20 protein-coding genes are annotated in these 17,348 nt (G+C 45.7%); 14 read left to right on the top strand and 6 right to left on the bottom strand.

What is annotated here, in order from left to right:
* Positions 1-9: 9 nt before the first annotated feature.
* The 3 genes from dctP to Q1Q15_RS02220 form a co-directional block, all read right to left on the bottom strand.
* Positions 10-993 (bottom strand): TRAP transporter substrate-binding protein DctP, encoded by a 984-nt coding sequence (gene dctP, locus Q1Q15_RS02230; RefSeq protein WP_300456047.1) that lies wholly within the window; start codon positions 991-993, stop codon positions 10-12.
* A 143-nt stretch (positions 994-1,136) separates the two neighbouring features.
* Positions 1,137-1,784, bottom strand: a complete 648-nt coding sequence (locus tag Q1Q15_RS02225; RefSeq protein ID WP_300456044.1) for a GntR family transcriptional regulator — start codon at positions 1,782-1,784, stop codon at positions 1,137-1,139.
* A 310-nt stretch (positions 1,785-2,094) separates the two neighbouring features.
* Positions 2,095-2,502: a RidA family protein gene (locus tag Q1Q15_RS02220; protein WP_300456042.1), complete on the bottom strand. Its 408-nt coding sequence runs from the start codon at positions 2,500-2,502 to the stop codon at positions 2,095-2,097.
* 690 nt (positions 2,503-3,192) lie between these two features.
* Between Q1Q15_RS02220 and vapB the strand changes: the two genes are divergently transcribed.
* Both vapB and vapC read left to right on the top strand, forming a co-directional pair.
* On the top strand, positions 3,193-3,426 hold the full coding sequence (vapB, locus tag Q1Q15_RS02215; RefSeq protein ID WP_300456040.1) for a type II toxin-antitoxin system VapB family antitoxin: 234 nt from the start codon (positions 3,193-3,195) through the stop codon (positions 3,424-3,426).
* On the top strand, positions 3,426-3,833 hold the full coding sequence (gene vapC, locus Q1Q15_RS02210) for a tRNA(fMet)-specific endonuclease VapC (protein WP_300456037.1): 408 nt from the start codon (positions 3,426-3,428) through the stop codon (positions 3,831-3,833). Before vapB ends, vapC begins: the two co-directional genes overlap by 1 nt.
* A gap of 171 nt (positions 3,834-4,004) precedes the next feature.
* Here vapC and Q1Q15_RS02205 read toward each other — a convergent pair whose 3' ends face one another.
* The gene (locus tag Q1Q15_RS02205; protein ID WP_300456035.1) at positions 4,005-5,240 is read right to left on the bottom strand and encodes a Xaa-Pro peptidase family protein; all 1,236 of its coding nucleotides are present in this window, start codon (positions 5,238-5,240) and stop codon (positions 4,005-4,007) included.
* Positions 5,241-5,526: 286 nt separating this feature from the next.
* On the opposite strand from Q1Q15_RS02205, the gene Q1Q15_RS02200 reads away from it, so the two are divergent.
* The 3 genes from Q1Q15_RS02200 to Q1Q15_RS02190 all read left to right on the top strand — a co-directional run bounded on the left by Q1Q15_RS02200 (position 5,527) and on the right by Q1Q15_RS02190 (position 7,711).
* Positions 5,527-5,649 (top strand): hypothetical protein, encoded by a 123-nt coding sequence (locus Q1Q15_RS02200; RefSeq protein WP_300456033.1) that lies wholly within the window; start codon positions 5,527-5,529, stop codon positions 5,647-5,649.
* 102 nt (positions 5,650-5,751) lie between these two features.
* Positions 5,752-7,014 (top strand): PP2C family protein-serine/threonine phosphatase, encoded by a 1,263-nt coding sequence (locus tag Q1Q15_RS02195; protein WP_300456031.1) that lies wholly within the window; start codon positions 5,752-5,754, stop codon positions 7,012-7,014.
* Between the two features lie 166 nt (positions 7,015-7,180).
* Positions 7,181-7,711 carry a peptidylprolyl isomerase gene (locus tag Q1Q15_RS02190; protein ID WP_300456029.1) on the top strand — a complete coding sequence of 177 codons (531 nt, stop codon included), beginning with the start codon at positions 7,181-7,183 and terminating at the stop codon, positions 7,709-7,711.
* A gap of 89 nt (positions 7,712-7,800) precedes the next feature.
* Here the strand turns inward: Q1Q15_RS02190 and Q1Q15_RS02185 are convergent, their stop codons facing one another.
* Entirely contained in the window at positions 7,801-8,184 is a 384-nt protein-coding gene (locus tag Q1Q15_RS02185; protein ID WP_300456026.1) for a pancreas/duodenum homeobox protein 1, read from the bottom strand.
* Between Q1Q15_RS02185 and Q1Q15_RS02180 the strand changes: the two genes are divergently transcribed.
* Genes Q1Q15_RS02180 through nqrF form a run of 7 tightly spaced genes read left to right on the top strand, consistent with a single transcriptional unit; the run spans position 8,183 to position 14,175 of the window.
* Entirely contained in the window at positions 8,183-8,476 is a 294-nt protein-coding gene (locus tag Q1Q15_RS02180) for a hypothetical protein (RefSeq protein ID WP_300456024.1), read from the top strand. The two genes, Q1Q15_RS02185 and Q1Q15_RS02180, sit on opposite strands and share 2 nt — an antisense overlap.
* Positions 8,442-9,773 carry a 4Fe-4S dicluster domain-containing protein gene (locus Q1Q15_RS02175; RefSeq protein WP_300456021.1) on the top strand — a complete coding sequence of 444 codons (1,332 nt, stop codon included), beginning with the start codon at positions 8,442-8,444 and terminating at the stop codon, positions 9,771-9,773. The genes Q1Q15_RS02180 and Q1Q15_RS02175 overlap by 35 nt, the downstream gene beginning before the upstream one ends.
* Positions 9,774-9,776: 3 nt before the next feature.
* On the top strand, positions 9,777-10,937 hold the full coding sequence (locus Q1Q15_RS02170) for an NADH:ubiquinone reductase (Na(+)-transporting) subunit B (RefSeq protein ID WP_300456018.1): 1,161 nt from the start codon (positions 9,777-9,779) through the stop codon (positions 10,935-10,937).
* The gene (locus tag Q1Q15_RS02165; protein ID WP_300456016.1) at positions 10,930-11,682 is read left to right on the top strand and encodes an FMN-binding protein; all 753 of its coding nucleotides are present in this window, start codon (positions 10,930-10,932) and stop codon (positions 11,680-11,682) included. Before Q1Q15_RS02170 ends, Q1Q15_RS02165 begins: the two co-directional genes overlap by 8 nt.
* A 14-nt stretch (positions 11,683-11,696) precedes the next feature.
* The gene (locus tag Q1Q15_RS02160) at positions 11,697-12,329 is read left to right on the top strand and encodes an NADH:ubiquinone reductase (Na(+)-transporting) subunit D (protein WP_300456013.1); all 633 of its coding nucleotides are present in this window, start codon (positions 11,697-11,699) and stop codon (positions 12,327-12,329) included.
* Between the two features lie 9 nt (positions 12,330-12,338).
* A complete protein-coding gene (nqrE, locus tag Q1Q15_RS02155) occupies positions 12,339-12,947 on the top strand; it encodes an NADH:ubiquinone reductase (Na(+)-transporting) subunit E (protein ID WP_363320850.1) in 609 nt (202 codons plus the stop codon).
* A gap of 16 nt (positions 12,948-12,963) precedes the next feature.
* Entirely contained in the window at positions 12,964-14,175 is a 1,212-nt protein-coding gene (nqrF, locus tag Q1Q15_RS02150) for an NADH:ubiquinone reductase (Na(+)-transporting) subunit F (protein ID WP_300456007.1), read from the top strand.
* A 104-nt stretch (positions 14,176-14,279) separates the two neighbouring features.
* Here nqrF and rarD read toward each other — a convergent pair whose 3' ends face one another.
* Positions 14,280-15,155, bottom strand: coding sequence for an EamA family transporter RarD (rarD, locus tag Q1Q15_RS02145; RefSeq protein ID WP_300456005.1), 876 nt, complete (start codon positions 15,153-15,155; stop codon positions 14,280-14,282).
* A 260-nt stretch (positions 15,156-15,415) separates the two neighbouring features.
* Here rarD and trmB point away from each other — a divergent pair, with 260 nt between their 5' ends.
* Complete coding sequence (gene trmB / locus Q1Q15_RS02140) at positions 15,416-16,075, top strand: tRNA (guanosine(46)-N7)-methyltransferase TrmB (RefSeq protein WP_300456002.1); 660 nt, start codon at positions 15,416-15,418, stop codon at positions 16,073-16,075.
* A gap of 50 nt (positions 16,076-16,125) precedes the next feature.
* The gene (locus Q1Q15_RS02135; RefSeq protein WP_300456000.1) at positions 16,126-17,343 is read left to right on the top strand and encodes an NAD(P)/FAD-dependent oxidoreductase; all 1,218 of its coding nucleotides are present in this window, start codon (positions 16,126-16,128) and stop codon (positions 17,341-17,343) included.
* The last annotated feature ends 5 nt before the right edge of the window (positions 17,344-17,348 follow it).

Below are 17,348 nucleotides of genomic sequence, written 5' to 3'. Positions count from 1 at the left end.
TGGTGAAAATTAATTCCCTGTCAATTTTTTGAGATCCGGGATAAGGGCCGGCACTTTTTTAGCCAGGTCTTCCCATTCAGCTTCATATGCTGCGTCATAGTACTTTTTATTTTCTGACGGTGAAAATTTAATACGTGTGATACCCATCTCATCATATTTCTTCCATTCTTCCACTATCATCTTTTTGAAATGTGCCTCCATTTCCGGTTCGAATTTTACGGTAATATCCATTATTTTATCCTGGATGGTTTTATCCAGGCCGTTCCAGACATTGAGATTCATTAAAATCAAGGTATTCTGTCTTGTATAAAACGGGATATCAATAATATACTTGCAGTTTTTCAGCCACCCCCAGTCTCTGGGACCCAGGGTTGCAAAACCGAATCCGTCAACCAGACCCCTTTCCAGAGATGTGAACGTATCGCCGAATTTTACGGTCACCGGCACCATGCCCAGTTTTTTCATGAAACGGTCATACAGTGCAGACGTCCTCATCTTTACCCCTTTGAGGTCTTCAAGGGTCTTTACCGGTTTGTTTATTCTAAGATAGAAAGGATCGTACAGCCAGGTCCCGATGTATTTCATCCCGATTTTTTTATGGCGTTCATCCATGTAATCATAAAACCCGCCCGGTTTGCGTTCCTCAGCCATGGTCAGCTTGGATAGCGAGAATGCATTCACTTCAGGCGCCAGGGGAGCGTAATAGGCAGACGGGTTGAAGATAACCTGGACAATGTTGTTCTGCAGAGATTCGGCCTGATCAAAACCGGGAATCACTTCTCCTCCACCTAACCAATTGATCGTTATGGCCTCACCGCATTCCTTGTTCACCCGATCCACCCATACATGGATCATTTCACACAATGGATGATCTTTCGGCAAAAAACTTACCGCAGACAGCTTTTTTGGTTTTGCCATGACGGTAGAATTTATTCCCAGGATAAAAACAGCCATAAACAGAATAAAGAGTGAGTAGAATCTAAACTTTTTCATTTTATTAATCCCCTTGTTTTAAATAAAGCATGTTAATTTTAGTCCTCTCCCTAACCTATTTTTTCCAATGCAACCCAATCATAAGACTGCAAAGTAAAAGAATTGCTTTTCTATAACCATGTCAGTATCGCTGCCTGCAGGCCTTAAGATCTCTTACAGTCTTCACAGGCCCTTCTAACATGATCCCTGACGGTCTGGCGGGCCTTTTGATATTTTCCCTCTTTGAGATAATTTACAATTTGAACATGATCCTCAACGCTGTGTTCTATAGCCCCCTTGGTAAATGCATATAAAAAAACATACCGATTTATATTGAAGTATATTGTCATATAGGAATCAATCAATCTCTTATTACCCGTCAACTTGATCATTTCCAGATGGAATTGAGCCAGCGTTTCAACATAGCAGAGTTTTTCCTTCGACGTTGCACTTTTAGGTGGTGCTTCTAATACGACCATGCGGTCCAGACAAAGCGCTAAATTTTCATATGCTTGAATTTGTTTTTCTTCTAATAAGTCAATGGCAAAGCATTCTATCATTTCTCTTATCCGATAGACTTCAGAAAGATCCTCTAAAGAGATGGTGGATACTGAATTCCCTTTTCGAGGTGTATAGGATACCAGGTGTTCAGTTTCCAGTATTCTCAACGCTTCTCTAAGCGGTGATCTGCTGATGTTCATGCTTTTGGCGAGCCCTATCTCATTGATTTTCTGACCAGGCTCGAATTCGCCTATAATTATTTTTTTTCTAATGAGATCAACTAAATTTTCTGTCAGTCCGGGAAATTCCATCGCATTCTCCCATTGTCGTATACAGTATACAGTAAGAATGTCGACAATTATATTGAATTCATTTTTTTTGTCAAGAAAAAAATTGAACTACAGGAGGCATCTTAACGGTGAAGAAAATGATAGTCCAAATACCAATGAGCATACTGCTGATGCCAAACAAACGGGAACTGTGGACTTGGTGGATATCTGACTGAGCTTAACAAACCAAAAGGATCAATGACGGCGGCTATGAAAACCCGGGATGCAACAATAATTTTGACGGCGGCAACACGCCCCGGGCAAGGGACACTATAGCCGAAGGGTTGACTTATTATTCAGGAATCACAGCAGTGGCTTCGATTTCAATCTGGCTCCCGGGCACCAGAAGATCGGAAATAAATATCATGCTCATGACGGGATAATTTTTTCCCAGCAGTGCCTTCCATGCTTTACCGATTTCCTTGCGGGCCGCGATATATTTATCTTTGTCTTTGCAAAAACAGGTCATCCGGCAGATGTGTTCGGCACTTCCGCCGGCTTTTTCCACCAGTGTCAGTATGTTTTTCAGGGCCTGGGCAAACTGGGGGCCCATTTCTGCGGATTGAAATTTTTCATTTTCATCCCAGCCCACCTGCCCGGCCATAAACAGAATTTTCCCGGGTCGAACGAGGATGCCGTTGACATACCCTCGTGCCGGCTGCCAGTTATCCGGCTGAATAATTTCTTTTTCAATACTCATGTTCTACTCCTTTATTATTGAAACAGATCTACGATCTGTATGTATTTAACTCAACTTTCGGACTTTAGCCTTAATCGACTGGGTCAGGCTTTTTTATTGTGTTTTTTATCACTATTTCATAAAATATACGAGTAAAAAGTGCCATAAGGAAAGCCTGACCCCATGTAAAAATGACCCACTCCGAAAGTTGAGGGTTAAAGATTCAAATACACTATTCTCAGTTTTTTTTTTTTATTTATGACACCTTTTTGATTCTACAAGCCACATTCCTGAATTCACAATATCCTGTTACAGGATCGCAAGCATCCAGCTCTGCAAAGCAGCTTTTTCGCAAGCGTGATTATCTCGGCCTTTTATTCGGTGTGGCTGTTATCGCGCTCCTTACGGCAACCCATTTTATTTACAAGGGTTTTGGACTGCATCTTTCCGGGATTACCATCGGCCTGCTCGGATTTACAGTCCGGTACCGAATCAGTAAATCGAGGAGCTAGACCTAATTTCTGATCTCCTGAGTCATTCTTCGACCACGACCACAGAAATTCACCTAAAGGCCATGGAAGCCCAAAAAAAGAAAATGGAAATGTCTGGGGATAAACCATATGTTAAAAGAACAATGCTATATACTCTTGCTGAATACATACCTATGCTATATACTTCATATATAACAAATTGAATATAGGAGATTGAGTTATGGATGTAGGAACCGTCTTTGTGAATAATAGAACCCAAGCGGTAAGGTTGCCTGTTAGCAGCAGGTTTCCAGAAAATGTGAAAAAAGTTGTTGTTCGTATTATCGGTAAAGACCGTATACTTTCACCAGTAGAAAATACATGGGATAGCTTTTTTCTTTCCGAAGATGGGGTGTCTGATGATTTTATGACGGAACGTGCTTCACAAGAACAATCTGAAAGGGAATCTTTTTGATGTTAAAGTATATGTTGAACACCAATATTGTTATTTATGTGATTAAGCGTCGTCCAATCCAAGTATTAGACATTTTTAACGCCCATGCAGGACAAATGTGTATTAGTTCAATCACATTGGCAGAATTATTACATGGTGTTGAAAAAAGCGCTATGGTGTCTCACAACCTACGCAAAGTTGAGGACTTTGTATCCCGTTTGGAGGTCTTGCCCTATGACAATAATGCCGCTGCCCATTATGGAAATGTCAGAGCGGATTTAGAAAAGAAAGGCATTCCTATAGGGGTCAATGATTTGCACATTGCCGGGCATGCCCGAAGTGAATCTTTGATCCTGGTCACTAACAACATGCGTGAGTTTGTGAGAGTCGAGGGTTTGCGGTTGGAAAATTGGATTGAAACAGAATAGGGATAGGGGATTCCAAAGCAATCAATATGTTTATCTATAAATTTTCCTGTCTTTGTTATTGGATGCCTGATATATAAATCTGGCCGATCAAACCGAAGTGTTTGAGACGAGGACTTCTTTTGCCCAAATTCATGGTCAATATAGATTACGAACAACCCTGCACGCCTCGTGCTAGCAGATGAAAATATCCACCGGGACCCGGCTCAGTAATCGTGCTCCCGTCTCGGTGACCGTGAAAACACTTTCTATGCCGGCGGAAAATTGGTTCTCAAACACCATTTTGGGCTCAAGGGCAAGGGTCATTCCCGGTTGAAGGCGATCTTTTCTGCCCCGGGCGATGAAAGGCGGCTCCACCAGTTCAAGACCCACGCCATGGCCGATAAACGTCACTTTATTTCCGGACGGACCGAGGAATTGCTCTGCATAGCCCCGGGAGTCCGCCATGTCAACAGCCCTTTGATACAGTTCGTCCATGGTCACATCCGGTTTTGCCATTTCAATAACGGCATTATGGATATCGATCACCGCCTCACAGGCGCTTTGTGCGGTGTCAGGCATGGCACCGATGGAAAACATGCGGGTTTCGTCCAAATGATATCCATTGATGACCGTACCCATGTCGACCATGACCGGCTCCTTGGGCATGAGTTTTTTATAGGATGCACTGCATGGAAAGGCCGCAGATGTCCCCTGACCGGTAGCCGGGGCATCAACCAGTCCCACGACCCCGCCACTCGTCCCGCTGAGAATATGCCAGTTGCAAATATCTGCCTGGTAGTCCCGCACACGCAGTCCGGCACTGTGTCCCATTTTCCTGGCGTAGGCCTCATATATGCCGGAGAATTCCATTTCTGTCAGTCCCGGTCGCATTTGAGTTTGAATATAATTAAAAATTTTATGGGATAGTTCCGCTGTCTGCGCCATACACTCAATCTCCCAGTCGGATTTGATCATCCTTACCCCAAGAATCAGCGATGAGCAATCCATGCAGTGTTTTGGCGCCAGAAGCGTTTGGAAATAATAAAACTCCCGCACGGGCATCACATCCCATTCAAAACCGATCACATCCGGAAGCTTACCGTAAATATCAACAATCAGCCCTGGCAATTCTTTGACTGATCCTATTTTTATTTTTTTTTCAATGGGAGATTCGGCCTCAGCTCTGGGCATATATTTCCGGATAAAAAGTGTTGGATTACCCTGGACCGGGATATACAGATACCCATTCTGGGATGTACCGGAAAAATAAAACAGATCCACCCGCTGGACAATCACCAGGGCATCCATGCCTTTTGCTTGCATGACCTGCTGGATGGCGCTGATTCGTCGACTGATTTCAGATAAAGGGACCCTGAAAGGGGGGATTGGTTCCACTGTGTCAAAGGATTCAGAATTATTTTTATTCATGATGATCTCTATTCTATTTGATTACTATCTCAACTTTCGGTCATTATGTTTTTACAACGCATTACCCGTTTGCAAGCATTCTATATATCCTTAAACGGTCTGGGTATCAATTTAAAATTTTATCAGCAATTCTCATTATAACTCAACTTTCGGTCATTCGCTTTAATGGACGGGGTCAGGCCTGCGTTATTGACACTTTTGCCCTGGGTATGCTGCTTTACAATGGACAAAGAAACACTATTATATAGTTATGTGCCTCTATTAACCCTCAAAAAAAGGAGGTCCCATGTATCAGAAAAATAAAATATGTGAGAAAATAAAATCCATCTTCCCGGATGTCGGAAAATGCGGTATTGATAATGGCAACATGGCCATTCATAAACCATTGGGAAAGGAATTGAATAAATGATCTCTCAAAAGGTATGTTCCACATGCAAAGGCAAAAAGATTATAGTCGGAAATTGTGAATGCAATGCTGAATGGAGAAGCATGGACAAGGACAACGAATTGGATGACTGTCAATGTGAACCAGATATTGAATGTCCTGACTGCCAGGGTAAAGGATATATTGAATAATATTAAAAACCCAAAGCAAAAAAGCGTCAGAGAGATTCTCCTATGGGGTGTTTTCTGGCGCATTCTCTTTATCGAAGGGGTTTTGCTTGTGTGTTCCCTGGGATATAAATGGGTAACAGAAGATGCCACTTCCATGGATCTGTTCTGGTACAGTGTCAGAATAACCGTGGTTGTGGTCATCATTATCGCTTTTATGATGGTAACCTTGAAAAGGTTTCTGGCCCAGAACATCATTGCCCCATTAGAAGCCATTGCATCATCAAACAAACAAATACAGGCGGATATTTCCATTGTCGACCATATTGACCTCCCTGAAAATTCTCCCCATGAAATCGCAACCATTGTAACCACAAGATCAAAGATGCTTAAAACCATCCTTAATATTTCCGAAGAACGATTGAAATATTCCAAGGCACTGAATGATGAATTGGAGAGAGGGAAAAAAATCCAAAATGATTTTTTACCCCGCCACCTGCCGAAAATTAAAAATTGTGATATTGCATCGTATTTTCATTCTGCCTTGCAATTGTCCGGTGATTTTTATGATGTGTTTGAATTACCGGATCATCATGTCGGCTTTGTTGTTGGAGACGTCAGTGGCAAGGGGGTCGGATCTGCACTGTTCATGGCATTGACCCGAAGTCTTTTGCGCATTTTTTCAGGATCATTCGACGATGGCAACAATTCATGCAGACTCGCTGATAGCCTTAACGGCTGGACACCGGAAGATGCCTTGAAAACTGTTTTTTTAACCAACGAGTATCTGGCAAAAGAACATGGCGAAGATGGCATGTTTGTCACCTTGTTTTTTGGTGTTATTGATCCGTTAACGGGCAAAATAAGTTATGTCAATGGTGGGCATGAGCCGCTTTTTATTATAGGAGAAAACGGCATAAAGCAATCGCTTACCGGCACCGGACCCGCTTTAGGGCCCATCCAGGGGGCTTCATACGACATAAAAACCATCCAACTTGAAACAGGTGATATGCTTTTCAGCTATACCGATGGGATTACAGAAGCACGATCAGAAACAAAGAAATTTTATACCCGGGCCCGCCTGGAAGATCTGATGAATATACATTTTACGCGTTCTGCTGAGAATTTTTTGGAAACCATTAAAACAGATCTGTTTACATTTATTGGAGACGCCCCCCAGAGTGATGATATCACCATGCTTGCGATTAAATGGCAGCCATGAAAATTCAGAAAAACGGTGGTTCTGGGCGGGATAAATAACTGGGGGCGGCAGGACATCCGGAGCCACTATCTAAACTTGTTAAGCCCCTTCTTTTTTTTATTTGACAAATAAAAACAAACGCTTAATTTTCAACCATATTTATTTTTTACTAAAAAAAGGAGAAAACATGCCTGATTTAACCGCAATTATGGAAACAAGCAAAGGGACCATCAATATAAAATTATTTGCAGACCAGACCCCGCTTACCTGTGGTAATTTTGCTAACCTTGCCAAAAGAGAGTACTATAACGGTCTTAAATTTCACCGTGTCATTGACAACTTCATGATCCAGGGCGGGTGCCCTTATGGAAATGGAATGGGTGATCCTGGCTATAAATTCAAGGATGAGTTCAAAAAAGAACTGAAGCATGACAAACCCGGCATCCTTTCCATGGCCAATGCCGGTCCTGGAACAAACGGCAGCCAATTTTTCATCACCCATGGCCCAACCCCCCACCTGGACGGTATGCACACCGTATTTGGCGTGGTTGAAAGTGATGAAGACCAGAAAGTTGTAAACAGTATTGCCCAGGGGGATGTTATTGAAAAAATCACCATTAAAGGCAATTCCGGGTCATTGTTCAAACAGATCAAACCCCAATTGGATGAATGGAACAAGGTTGTATCCAAACAATTTCCCAAACTGCCCAAAGCATAAAAAATCCTCTGTGCCAACAGGATAAAAACATAAAAAAAGGCCGGATCCGTATGTTACAGATCCGGCCTTTTTCAATCCTATACGTGGCGTTATTCCATATCCAGAAAAAAGGGAATGACATGAAGTGAGTCACTATTTTCTTCCGTATCTCCCAATTGCCACTTTTTTATCTTAATCCCTTGTTCTTCAATTTTTTTTACCATCCCCTTTATGTTGATCAATGGATGGCGGGTAAACACCGTGGGAAGTCCGTATGTCAGACTGCACACCAGGCATTTTTTGGGTCGCTTGATGAGGTTGAATGCCAGGACAATCCGCTTATCATGGGCAGAGATAAACTCAAGATGGATATCATAGGCACCATCTGATGCATCCCCGTATAGTGCTTCAAAAAAATGATCACTTGTTTCCTTTGGTAAAAGTGTGTCAAGATAATCCTGGGTAAAGACCTGATCTAATGCAGATTGATTCATGATAAGCATTATCCTTATTTTAGCTAATTCTTTCAAAAAGAGTAAAGCTTTGATTTTAATAAACTTTACAATGAAAATCAAGAACAAAATCATGCCCTGGCAATCGACTCTTTATGCAGGAATACGCAATTTATTGAACGCTGACACCATTTATGGTAAGTTAACGGTTGTTTCGCTCAATCGGTCAGAAAAGGATGGTAAAACATCCCAAAACGGTGACACCTTTCACCCCAGTTTTTTAAAAATGGATGTTATGAATGATGAAACACATCAGCCTCTCAAAAGGATTTAAAACGCTGCTTTCAGGGATGCCGGATCTGAGCTGTGTCCAGATACCGGAGCCTGAAACAATCGCCGTGTCTGCCATGGACATCCCCTATATCCGGCCCAGGCTCCTGGTGAAAAAAAATGCGCCTGTTAAAACAGGGACCCCGCTGTTTTGTGACAAACGCAATCCGTGTATCGTTTATGTGTCACCCGGGACCGGGACGGTACAACAGATTGTTTTCGGGGAGCGGCGGCGGTTAAAAGAAGTGGTGATTGCCCTGGAAAAAAAAGAAGCGTTTATCCGGTTTGAGCCCCTGTCTTCCAACAGTCTGGATTCGGTTCCCAGGACCACTCTCATCCAGCAGCTCCAAAAGGGGGGACTCTGGCAGTGTTTCCGGGAATTTCCATCAAAAGACACTGCCGATGAAGCCCATGCCCCCCCCATGATCATTGTGTCGTTAAATGGGAATGACCCGTTTTCCCCTCACCCCCAGGTGGTGCTGGAAAATGAAACCAAGGCATTTGACTTTGGCATAAACTTGTTAAACCGTTTCTCAAAGCGGGTCATTGTGACCTCAAGACAGGACAGCCTGGAAAGATTAAACGGGGTTAACCCCCATATCACCCATACGGTTCCTGACTTTTATCCGGCATGGGACCCTGGTGTTGTCCTTTATCAACTGAAAAAAACCCAGGAAGAGAACCGCTCCTGGTGCATTTCTGCAGAGCACCTCCTGCTGGTAGCAACATTTCTCTTGACGGGCACATATCCTGTAAAAAGGGTGGTAACCGTTACACGGTCAACAGACAAAAGACCCCATATCATTACCCGGCAGGGCGCACCTGTAAACCACCTTGTGGGGGACCTGGATGATACCAGCCTCATCACCACCGGCCTTTTTAACGGTAGATCGGTTGATCCCCAATCCCACCTGGGATTTTTTGAAACCACCTTGACCATTCTCCCTGACCCGCAAACAGAAGAATTCCTGGGATTTCTTCATCCCGGGATGACCCGGCCCACGGTATCTAAAACATTTTTATCCTGCCTGACCCGGGCACCCAAAACGCTTGACTGCAATCTTCATGGCGAAGAACGGGCCTGCATTAACTGCGGGTATTGCACCAAGATCTGCCCCGTGGATCTGGCACCCAATTTTATCATGAAGGCCTTGCTGAGCGATGACATTGAAGATGCCTTAAGTTATGGCCTCCTGGATTGCTGCCGGTGTGGGTTATGCGCCTATACCTGCCCGTCAAAAATTGAACTGACAAACATACTGTCCCATGGAATGGACGCGCATTACAAGGACAAAGAATAGGCCATGAATCCCTTTAAAAAACTCCTGGAGTCCAGTGAAAAGCATTTTACGGAATCAGGAAGATTTCATTCCCTGGAACCGCTTTTTGATACCATAAAGACCATCTTTCTGTTTCCTTCACCCAGGAACAAACAGGTCCCCTTTGTCAGGGACAACCTTGACCTGAAACGATATATGAGTTTTGTTCTCCTTTCCCTTATACCGGTCTTGATCTTTGGCATCTACAATACCGGTTTTCAGGCCGGGCTTGCCAGAGGTGAAACCTATACGGTTTTCAGGTCTTTTTTAACCGGATCACGATATGTTCTGCCCATTATCCTGGTCACCTATGGGGTGGGCTTTTTCTGGGAAACCCTCTTTGCCTCCCTGCGGAACCATAAAATCAGTGAGGGGCTCCTGGTCACGGGTCTTTTATTTCCGTTGACCCTGCCCGCCACCATCCCCTTATGGCAAGTGGCCCTGGGGATTTCTTTCGGTGTGGTCATTGGGAAAGAAGTGTTTGGCGGCACCGGCAGAAATATTTTAAACCCGGCACTGACAGGGAGGGCGTTCTTGTTTTTCTCTTACCCCCTGTCCATGTCCGGAGATGTCTGGGTGGCGGCAAAAACAACCGTGGATGGTGTCAGCAGCGCAACCGCCCTGTCCATTATGGCCCCGGAAGGGGAGCGCCTGGCCACCCTGCTTTCCGATTCCGGGTTCACCCTGTCCAATCTTTTCTTTGGATTTGTACCGGGAAGTATCGGAGAGACGTCTGCTTTATGCTGTCTCCTGGGGGCAGCGTTTTTGATAATCACCCGGATTGCCAACTTCCGGATTATTATCGGCGGTATTGCCGGTTTAATCCTCACCGCCACCATTTTTTACCTGATTCCCGGGGGCAGCCATACCTGGTCCGATGCAGGCCCTTTATACCATCTGTGTGCCGGTGGGTTTCTCTTTGGCATCTCATTTATGGCCACCGACCCTGTGAGTGCCCCCGGCACCAATCCGGGACGGTGGATATTCGGAGGGTTAATCGGTTTTTTAACCGTTACCATCCGGGTGGTAAACCCGGCATTTGTGGAAGGCGCCATGCTGGCCATTCTGTTTATGAATGTGTTTGCTTCACTGCTGGATCATATAGTGATTAAATATACCGCATCCAAAAGGATTCCCAATGTCTGAACGACCAGATAAAGCCAGTAAAAAATCGGTTATCCTGTTTGCCCTGGTACTCTCGGTCATCTGCAGCCTGATGATTTCAGCTGCTGCTGTCGGATTAAAGGGCTTTCAATTGGCCAACATGGAACTGGATAAAAAAATTAATATCCTTAAAGCGGCTGATCTGGTGGACAGCAAAAAACCCGACAAAACAACAATCAATGCCCTTTATGATGCCCATATCAAGGCCGTCATGGTTGATGATCAGGGAAAAATAATAACCCCGGGTGTTCCAGGGTCTTTGAACCTCTATCTGTACCAGGAGAATGGGGAGATCCAAGGGTATATCCTTCCCATCAACAGCCGGGGGTTATGGGGAAAAATACAAGGGTATCTGGCTGTTGAAAAGGACGGCCAGACCATATCCGGATTTTCGATTTTCAGTCATTCTGAAACCCCGGGCCTGGGTGGCGAGATAGAAAGTGCCTGGTTTCAAAAAAATTTTAAAGGGAAAAAAATTTTAAATGCCCAGAACAAATTTGTTTCTGTGGGTATTGCCAAAGGAAAAGCCGCAAATCTTCCCCAGGATCTACAGCCGCATTATGTAGACGGCATTTCCGGTGCCACACTGACAGGTAAGTACCTGTCGGAAGGCATACAACAGACCCTGGTCACGTATGATGCCGTGTCCATTACCTTCCGGCAGAAACAAGCCGGCGCCGTAAAAAAGGGTCCCCAGAAAGCCGCGACCCCGGCGGGTATCAACTAGACAGGAGAAGGTCCATGTCAGAAGAGAACACAAACTATATAGAAATTTTGACCAAAGGTATCTGGAAGGAAAATCCCGTTGCCTACCAGGTATTGGGCATTTGTTCCGCCCTTGCGGTCACGGTCAAAATGTCGACGTCCATTGTGATGGGCATTGCCCTGACCCTGGTCACGGCCTTCTCAAGCATGCTCATCTCCGCGTTGAGAAAAAAAATTCCTTCCAATATCCGGATTATTGCAGAGCTGGCCATTATTGCCTCCCTTGTCATCGTCACCGACCAGATATTAAAGGCTTTCTTTTATGATATTTCCAAGCAATTGTCGATTTTTGTCGGCCTGATCATCACCAATTGTATTGTTCTGGGTCGGGCCGAGGCCTTTGCCCTTGCCAACAAACCCCTGGCATCTTTTCTGGACGGTATTGGAAATGGACTGGGGTATAGTCTGGTCCTTATTGCTGTGGCGTTTTTAAGAGAGCTTTTAGGATCAGGCAAAATCTTTGGCTTCAACATTATTCCACAATTTTTCTTTGATGCCGGATACCAGAACATGGGGCTCATGGTGCTGGCACCCGGCGCCTTTTTTATTATCGGGTTGCTGGTCTGGCTGAAAAACAGTCTGCCCGGTGTATCAAAGGAAGAAAGGTAAAAAGCCATGATGGGCGACCTGTTCAGTCTGTTTATAAATTCTGTGTTTATCGGCAATATCCTTCTGGCCTATTTCCTGGGAATGTGTTCCTTTATAGCGGTCTCAAAAAATGTGGCTACCGCCACAGGCCTGGGATTTGCCGTCATTTTTGTTCTGACGGTGACAAGCCCTGTCAACTGGATCATTTATCACGGATTGCTGGCGCCGGGAGCACTGGCCTGGGCAGGCTTTCCCGACCTGGATTTAAGCTTTTTAAAATTCATTACCTTTATTGCCGTCATTGCCGCCCTGGTCCAGGCCGTTGAAATGATTATAGACAAATATTCACCCCTGTTATACGTCACCCTGGGGGTATTTTTACCCTTGATCGCAGTGAACTGTGCCATCCTTGGAACCTCTCTGTTCATGGTGGAAAGGAACTATACCTTTGTTGAATCCATTGTCTTTGGGGCAGGCTCCGGAACCGGCTGGATGCTGGCCATTGTCTCCATGGCAGCCATACGGAATAAGGTCAAATACTCGGACGTTCCCAAAGGGCTTCAGGGATTTGGCATCACCATGATTATTGCCGGCCTCATGGCCATGACCTTTATGATGTTCTCAGGGATCACTCTTTAATCAGGAGAGCTAAACCGTGTTATACCTCTTAAGTATACTGATTTTTTCCGGTGTGATTCTTATCCTTGTCACCGTGCTCCTCTTTGTTGAATCAAAGGTAACCAGCAAGGGTGAATTTGATATCACCATTAACGGAAATGCAGATAAGTCACTCAAGGTCTCCGGCAACCCGTCCCTGTTATCCGCCCTGTCCCGGCAAGGGCTTTTTTTGCCCTCCGCCTGTGGTGGGTCAGGCGCCTGCGGCATGTGCAAATGCGAAGTCCTGGCCGGCGGCGGCAGTATCCTGCCCACAGAGCTGGCCCACCTTTCAAGGAAAGACAAACTTGCCGGCAAGCGGTTGTCCTGCCAGCTGAAAGTAAAGGACAACCTTGAGATCACCATACCCGAAGCCATATTCGGCATCAAAAAAGTAGATGCCATCGTGGTCTCCAATGATAATGTGGCGACCTTTATCAAAGAGCTGGTCATCAAACCGGCAACCCCCATTGATTTCAAGGCGGGGGCGTATATCCAGATTGATGTCCCCGAGTACGTCCTGACCTTTAAAGACTTTCATATCGACAGCAAATATGTGAGTGAATGGAAAAAATATAATTTTCTGGAACTGACGGCAAAGGGCATCAAACCAGGCTTTCGCGCATACTCCCTGGCCAACCCACCCCATAATAATGACATCCTGATGATGAATGTCAGGATCGCAACACCACCACCGGGAATGGAAGGCATCCCACCCGGATTCGGCTCTTCCTATGTCTTTGGTCTGAAACCCGGGGACAAGGTAATGGTCAGTGGACCCTATGGCGATTTTATGACCCGGAATACGGACAAAGAAATGTGCTTTATCGGTGCCGGTGCCGGTATGGCGCCCTTAAGGAGTCATATTTTCCACCAGCTGGAAGGCATCCATTCAAAGCGAATCATATCCTTCTGGTATGGCGCCAGATCCAGAAAAGAAATGCTTTATGATGACGATTTCAAAGACCTGGCAAACAGATATGATACCTTCACCTATCATGTTTCCCTGTCGAGGCCAGCTGAAGAAGACCACTGGGAAGGGTTGGTCGGGTTCATCCAAACCCATCTGTGCAACACCTATCTTTGCCGGCACGAGGATCCAACCGAAATAGAATATTACCTTTGCGGTCCGCCCCCCATGATCGATTCAGCCATCAATGCCCTTTACGATCTCGGGGTGGAAGATGACATGATCTTTTTTGATAAATTTTAAGGGGTATCCAGACATCTCCAATGATAACCGGTTGACTGACAGGGCAGAGCGATGCTGTCATCTTCTCGTGGACAGGGATGTCCCACCAAAGAAATCTTCACTGATCATGATTTTCCATGCTTTATAACAGACTCGCCGACGTACAAAAAAACCCCGATCCAAATAAACCCAAACGTGACCAGGTGGTGGCGGGTAAAGGCTTCCTTATAGACGAAGACACCCAGTATAAAAGCAATGGACGGGGCTAGGTATTGCAGGATGCCGATGGTGGACAAGTTCAGTCGTTTCGCTGCTGCGGCAAACCAGAGCAATGGCAGGCTGGTAACCACACCGGCGCCGATCATCCAAAGGGTCAATTCCACATCTTTCATAAAACAGGAGCCTGCCGTCATCAGCCTGTACAGGATATAGACCAATGCGGGAATAAACAGCACCATGGTCTCTACCAGCAGGCCCGGGATGGGTTCGGCCTGGATCTTTTTCCGGGCATAGCCGTAAAGGGCAAAGGTGATGGCCAGGGTCAGGGCAAACATGGGCAGCGCACCATAGGCCACAAGAGAATAACTCACCCCAACCAGTGCAAAGAACACGGCAGTGCATTGAAGTCGGCTGAATATTTCACCCAGCAGCAGATATCCGATCAATACGTTGAACATGGGATTGATGTAATACCCGAGACTGGTTTCCACCACCCGGCCCGAGTTCACCGCCCAGATATAGATGAACCAGTTCGCCCCGATAATGAGCCCGGAGAGGATAAGGCCTTTTAATTTAACCGGTGTTCGAACGATACGGCCGACTTCCCCCCATCTTTTCTGCAGGGAGATGATCACTATCAGAAAAATGCAGGACCAGACAATTCGATGGCAGAGGATTTCAAATGAACCCACCTGCTGCATCTGTTTCCAATAGGCCGGAAGGAGCCCCCATGATGCAAAAGCGGCCAAAGCAAATATAACACCGCGAACTTGTTGGTTCATACGTTCTCCTGCAATAAAAAAGATTAGTGTAACAGTATCCACTGTATTGGCAATCAAAAAATACGGTTTTGACCAAAAAGGTCAAAGGCGGTATCCAGAACCAAATGTTTAAATACCGTAAAAAATCAAGATCTGGAAAATAATGTAAAACAATGCTATTCATTTGAACAGAAACAAATGGGGATGAGGGGGGGTTACCGTGAAAACAAAAGCCGCCGCCTGTTTTGTACCCGTTTTTCAGATAAGGTAAAAGTTTCACCATGCCCAAAAACAAACGACACAAGTATGAACGGGTCAAACACCTGACCAACGTGACCTTTTCCCTGTTCGGCAAGTCACGACCCCCTTGCTCATATCCCTGGTATGCGCCGCGTTATGCGGGCATGAAAAAGGTTCTCGAACTGGGATGCGGTAAAGGCGAATACAGTCTTGCCTTTGCAGCAGCCGATCCCCGCAGCCTTTGTGTGGGTATCGACAGCAAAAGCCATCGCATCTGTGTCGGCGCAGAAAAGGCCATTGCCAGGGGTCTTGACAATGTCCACTTCCTTCGTACCCGGATTGAGCACATCAGGGAATTTTTTATGGAACAAACGATACACGAAATCTGGCTGACCTTTCCGGACCCGCATCCCAAGAAACGGGCCGTCAAGTGCCGGCTGTCCGCCGCCCCATTTATCGACACCTATGCACACCTGCTCATACCGGGGGGCACCGTATATCTAAAAACAGACAGCGACCTGCTCTACAATTATACCCGGGAATCTGTGGAACAATGGGGCGGGCAAGTGCTCACAGCGTCAGAGAATATCCATGGTACCGATGACAGCACACCCGGTGCCCGGGACATTGTTTCCGCATTTGAAAGCGCAGCGCGGTTACAGGGAACAACGATCAAATATCTGGCATTCACATTGAACTGACACAGCCCACGCCCTTGACGGATGGGCCTATAGCAGAATAAAGGAGTCAGATGGAAATTGCAGTCATTGGCGGTGGAGCGGCGGGTTTCTTTTCAGCCATTACAGCAAAGGAAACCTATCCCCATGCAACGGTTGTCATTTTCGAACGATCAAACCGACTGCTGGCCAAGGTGAAAGTCTCGGGGGGAGGCAGGTGTAATGTCACCAATGGCTGCACCGACATAAAAGAATTGTCAAACGCCTATCCCAGAGGAAGGAACGCATTAAAGAAAGCCTTTCAAGTCTTTAACACCAGCCATGCGATGCAGTGGTTTGAGTGCCGGGGCGTGCCGTTGGTCATCCAGGCGGACAATTGTGTTTTCCCCTTATCCCAGACATCCCAGAGCATCATCGATTGCTTTTTAACGGAAACCCATCGATTGGGGATAAAAATCGAAACCGGGAAGGGGATAAAAACCATTACTCCCCTCAATAATCAGCTGGCAGTGGCGTTTATGGACACCCAAGTGCCGTCAAAACTTTTTGACAAGGCCATTGTTGCCACCGGCGGGTGTACACGGCGGGAGGGGCTGGAATGGTTGGAAAAATTAAATCACAAAATCCAGGACCCGGTGCCGTCTCTGTTCTCCTTTAACATGCCCACGGAATCGGTTACCCGGCTCATGGGAATCGTGGTGGAAAACACCCGGGTGGGGATACAGGGGACACCCCTTAAATCCCAAGGTCCCTTGCTCATAACCCATTGGGGGATGAGCGGGCCCGCGATCCTGACATTGTCCTCTTTAGGCGCCAGGCTGTTGAATGAAAAAGGATATGACTGCAACATTCAAGTCAATTGGGTCAATGAAAAAAACACAGCCATTGTTATGGACACACTGACCCGCATTGTGAAGGGGCATTTAAATAAATTACTGTCAAACGTGAGGCCTTATTTTTTACCGGAAAGATTATGGCTGTATTTGCTTGAAAAAAGCGGCCTGTCAGCGACTAAAAAGTGGGGGGAGCTTGGAAAGAAAGGGATGAACAAATTGGTGACCATCTTAACCAATGACGTTTATTCTGTGAAAGGAAAAGCCACTTTTAAAGAAGAATTTGTGACATGCGGCGGGATTAGTCTGGAAAGTATCGACATAAAAACCATGCAAAGCCGGGTCTGTAAAAACCTGTATTTTGCCGGAGAAGTAATGGACATTGACGGCATTACAGGGGGGTATAACTTTCAGGCTGCCTGGACAACTGCATTTATAGCCGGTAAATTGCATGAATAGAATCG

Source organism: Desulfobacula sp., assembly GCF_030145145.1.
GTDB lineage: Bacteria > Desulfobacterota > Desulfobacteria > Desulfobacterales > Desulfobacteraceae > Desulfobacula.
This window is presented reverse-complemented; position numbering and strand designations above follow the sequence as displayed.

Coding starts and splice junctions, on each gene's coding strand:
- Q1Q15_RS02185 (WP_300456026.1), bottom strand. CDS start 8,184: ATGAATCAATCTGCATTAGATCAGGTCTTTACCCAGGATTATCTTGAC.
- nqrE (WP_363320850.1), top strand. CDS start 12,339: ATGGGCGACCTGTTCAGTCTGTTTATAAATTCTGTGTTTATCGGCAAT.
- Q1Q15_RS02190 (WP_300456029.1), top strand. CDS start 7,181: ATGCCTGATTTAACCGCAATTATGGAAACAAGCAAAGGGACCATCAAT.
- trmB (WP_300456002.1), top strand. CDS start 15,416: ATGCCCAAAAACAAACGACACAAGTATGAACGGGTCAAACACCTGACC.
- rarD (WP_300456005.1), bottom strand. CDS start 15,155: ATGAACCAACAAGTTCGCGGTGTTATATTTGCTTTGGCCGCTTTTGCA.
- Q1Q15_RS02180 (WP_300456024.1), top strand. CDS start 8,183: ATGATAAGCATTATCCTTATTTTAGCTAATTCTTTCAAAAAGAGTAAA.
- Q1Q15_RS02165 (WP_300456016.1), top strand. CDS start 10,930: ATGTCTGAACGACCAGATAAAGCCAGTAAAAAATCGGTTATCCTGTTT.
- Q1Q15_RS02225 (WP_300456044.1), bottom strand. CDS start 1,784: ATGGAATTTCCCGGACTGACAGAAAATTTAGTTGATCTCATTAGAAAA.
- Q1Q15_RS02195 (WP_300456031.1), top strand. CDS start 5,752: ATGACTGTCAATGTGAACCAGATATTGAATGTCCTGACTGCCAGGGTA.
- vapB (WP_300456040.1), top strand. CDS start 3,193: ATGGATGTAGGAACCGTCTTTGTGAATAATAGAACCCAAGCGGTAAGG.
- Q1Q15_RS02175 (WP_300456021.1), top strand. CDS start 8,442: ATGATGAAACACATCAGCCTCTCAAAAGGATTTAAAACGCTGCTTTCA.
- Q1Q15_RS02205 (WP_300456035.1), bottom strand. CDS start 5,240: ATGAATAAAAATAATTCTGAATCCTTTGACACAGTGGAACCAATCCCC.
- Q1Q15_RS02170 (WP_300456018.1), top strand. CDS start 9,777: ATGAATCCCTTTAAAAAACTCCTGGAGTCCAGTGAAAAGCATTTTACG.
- Q1Q15_RS02135 (WP_300456000.1), top strand. CDS start 16,126: ATGGAAATTGCAGTCATTGGCGGTGGAGCGGCGGGTTTCTTTTCAGCC.
- Q1Q15_RS02160 (WP_300456013.1), top strand. CDS start 11,697: ATGTCAGAAGAGAACACAAACTATATAGAAATTTTGACCAAAGGTATC.
- vapC (WP_300456037.1), top strand. CDS start 3,426: ATGTTAAAGTATATGTTGAACACCAATATTGTTATTTATGTGATTAAG.
- Q1Q15_RS02220 (WP_300456042.1), bottom strand. CDS start 2,502: ATGAGTATTGAAAAAGAAATTATTCAGCCGGATAACTGGCAGCCGGCA.
- dctP (WP_300456047.1), bottom strand. CDS start 993: ATGAAAAAGTTTAGATTCTACTCACTCTTTATTCTGTTTATGGCTGTT.
- Q1Q15_RS02200 (WP_300456033.1), top strand. CDS start 5,527: ATGTATCAGAAAAATAAAATATGTGAGAAAATAAAATCCATCTTCCCG.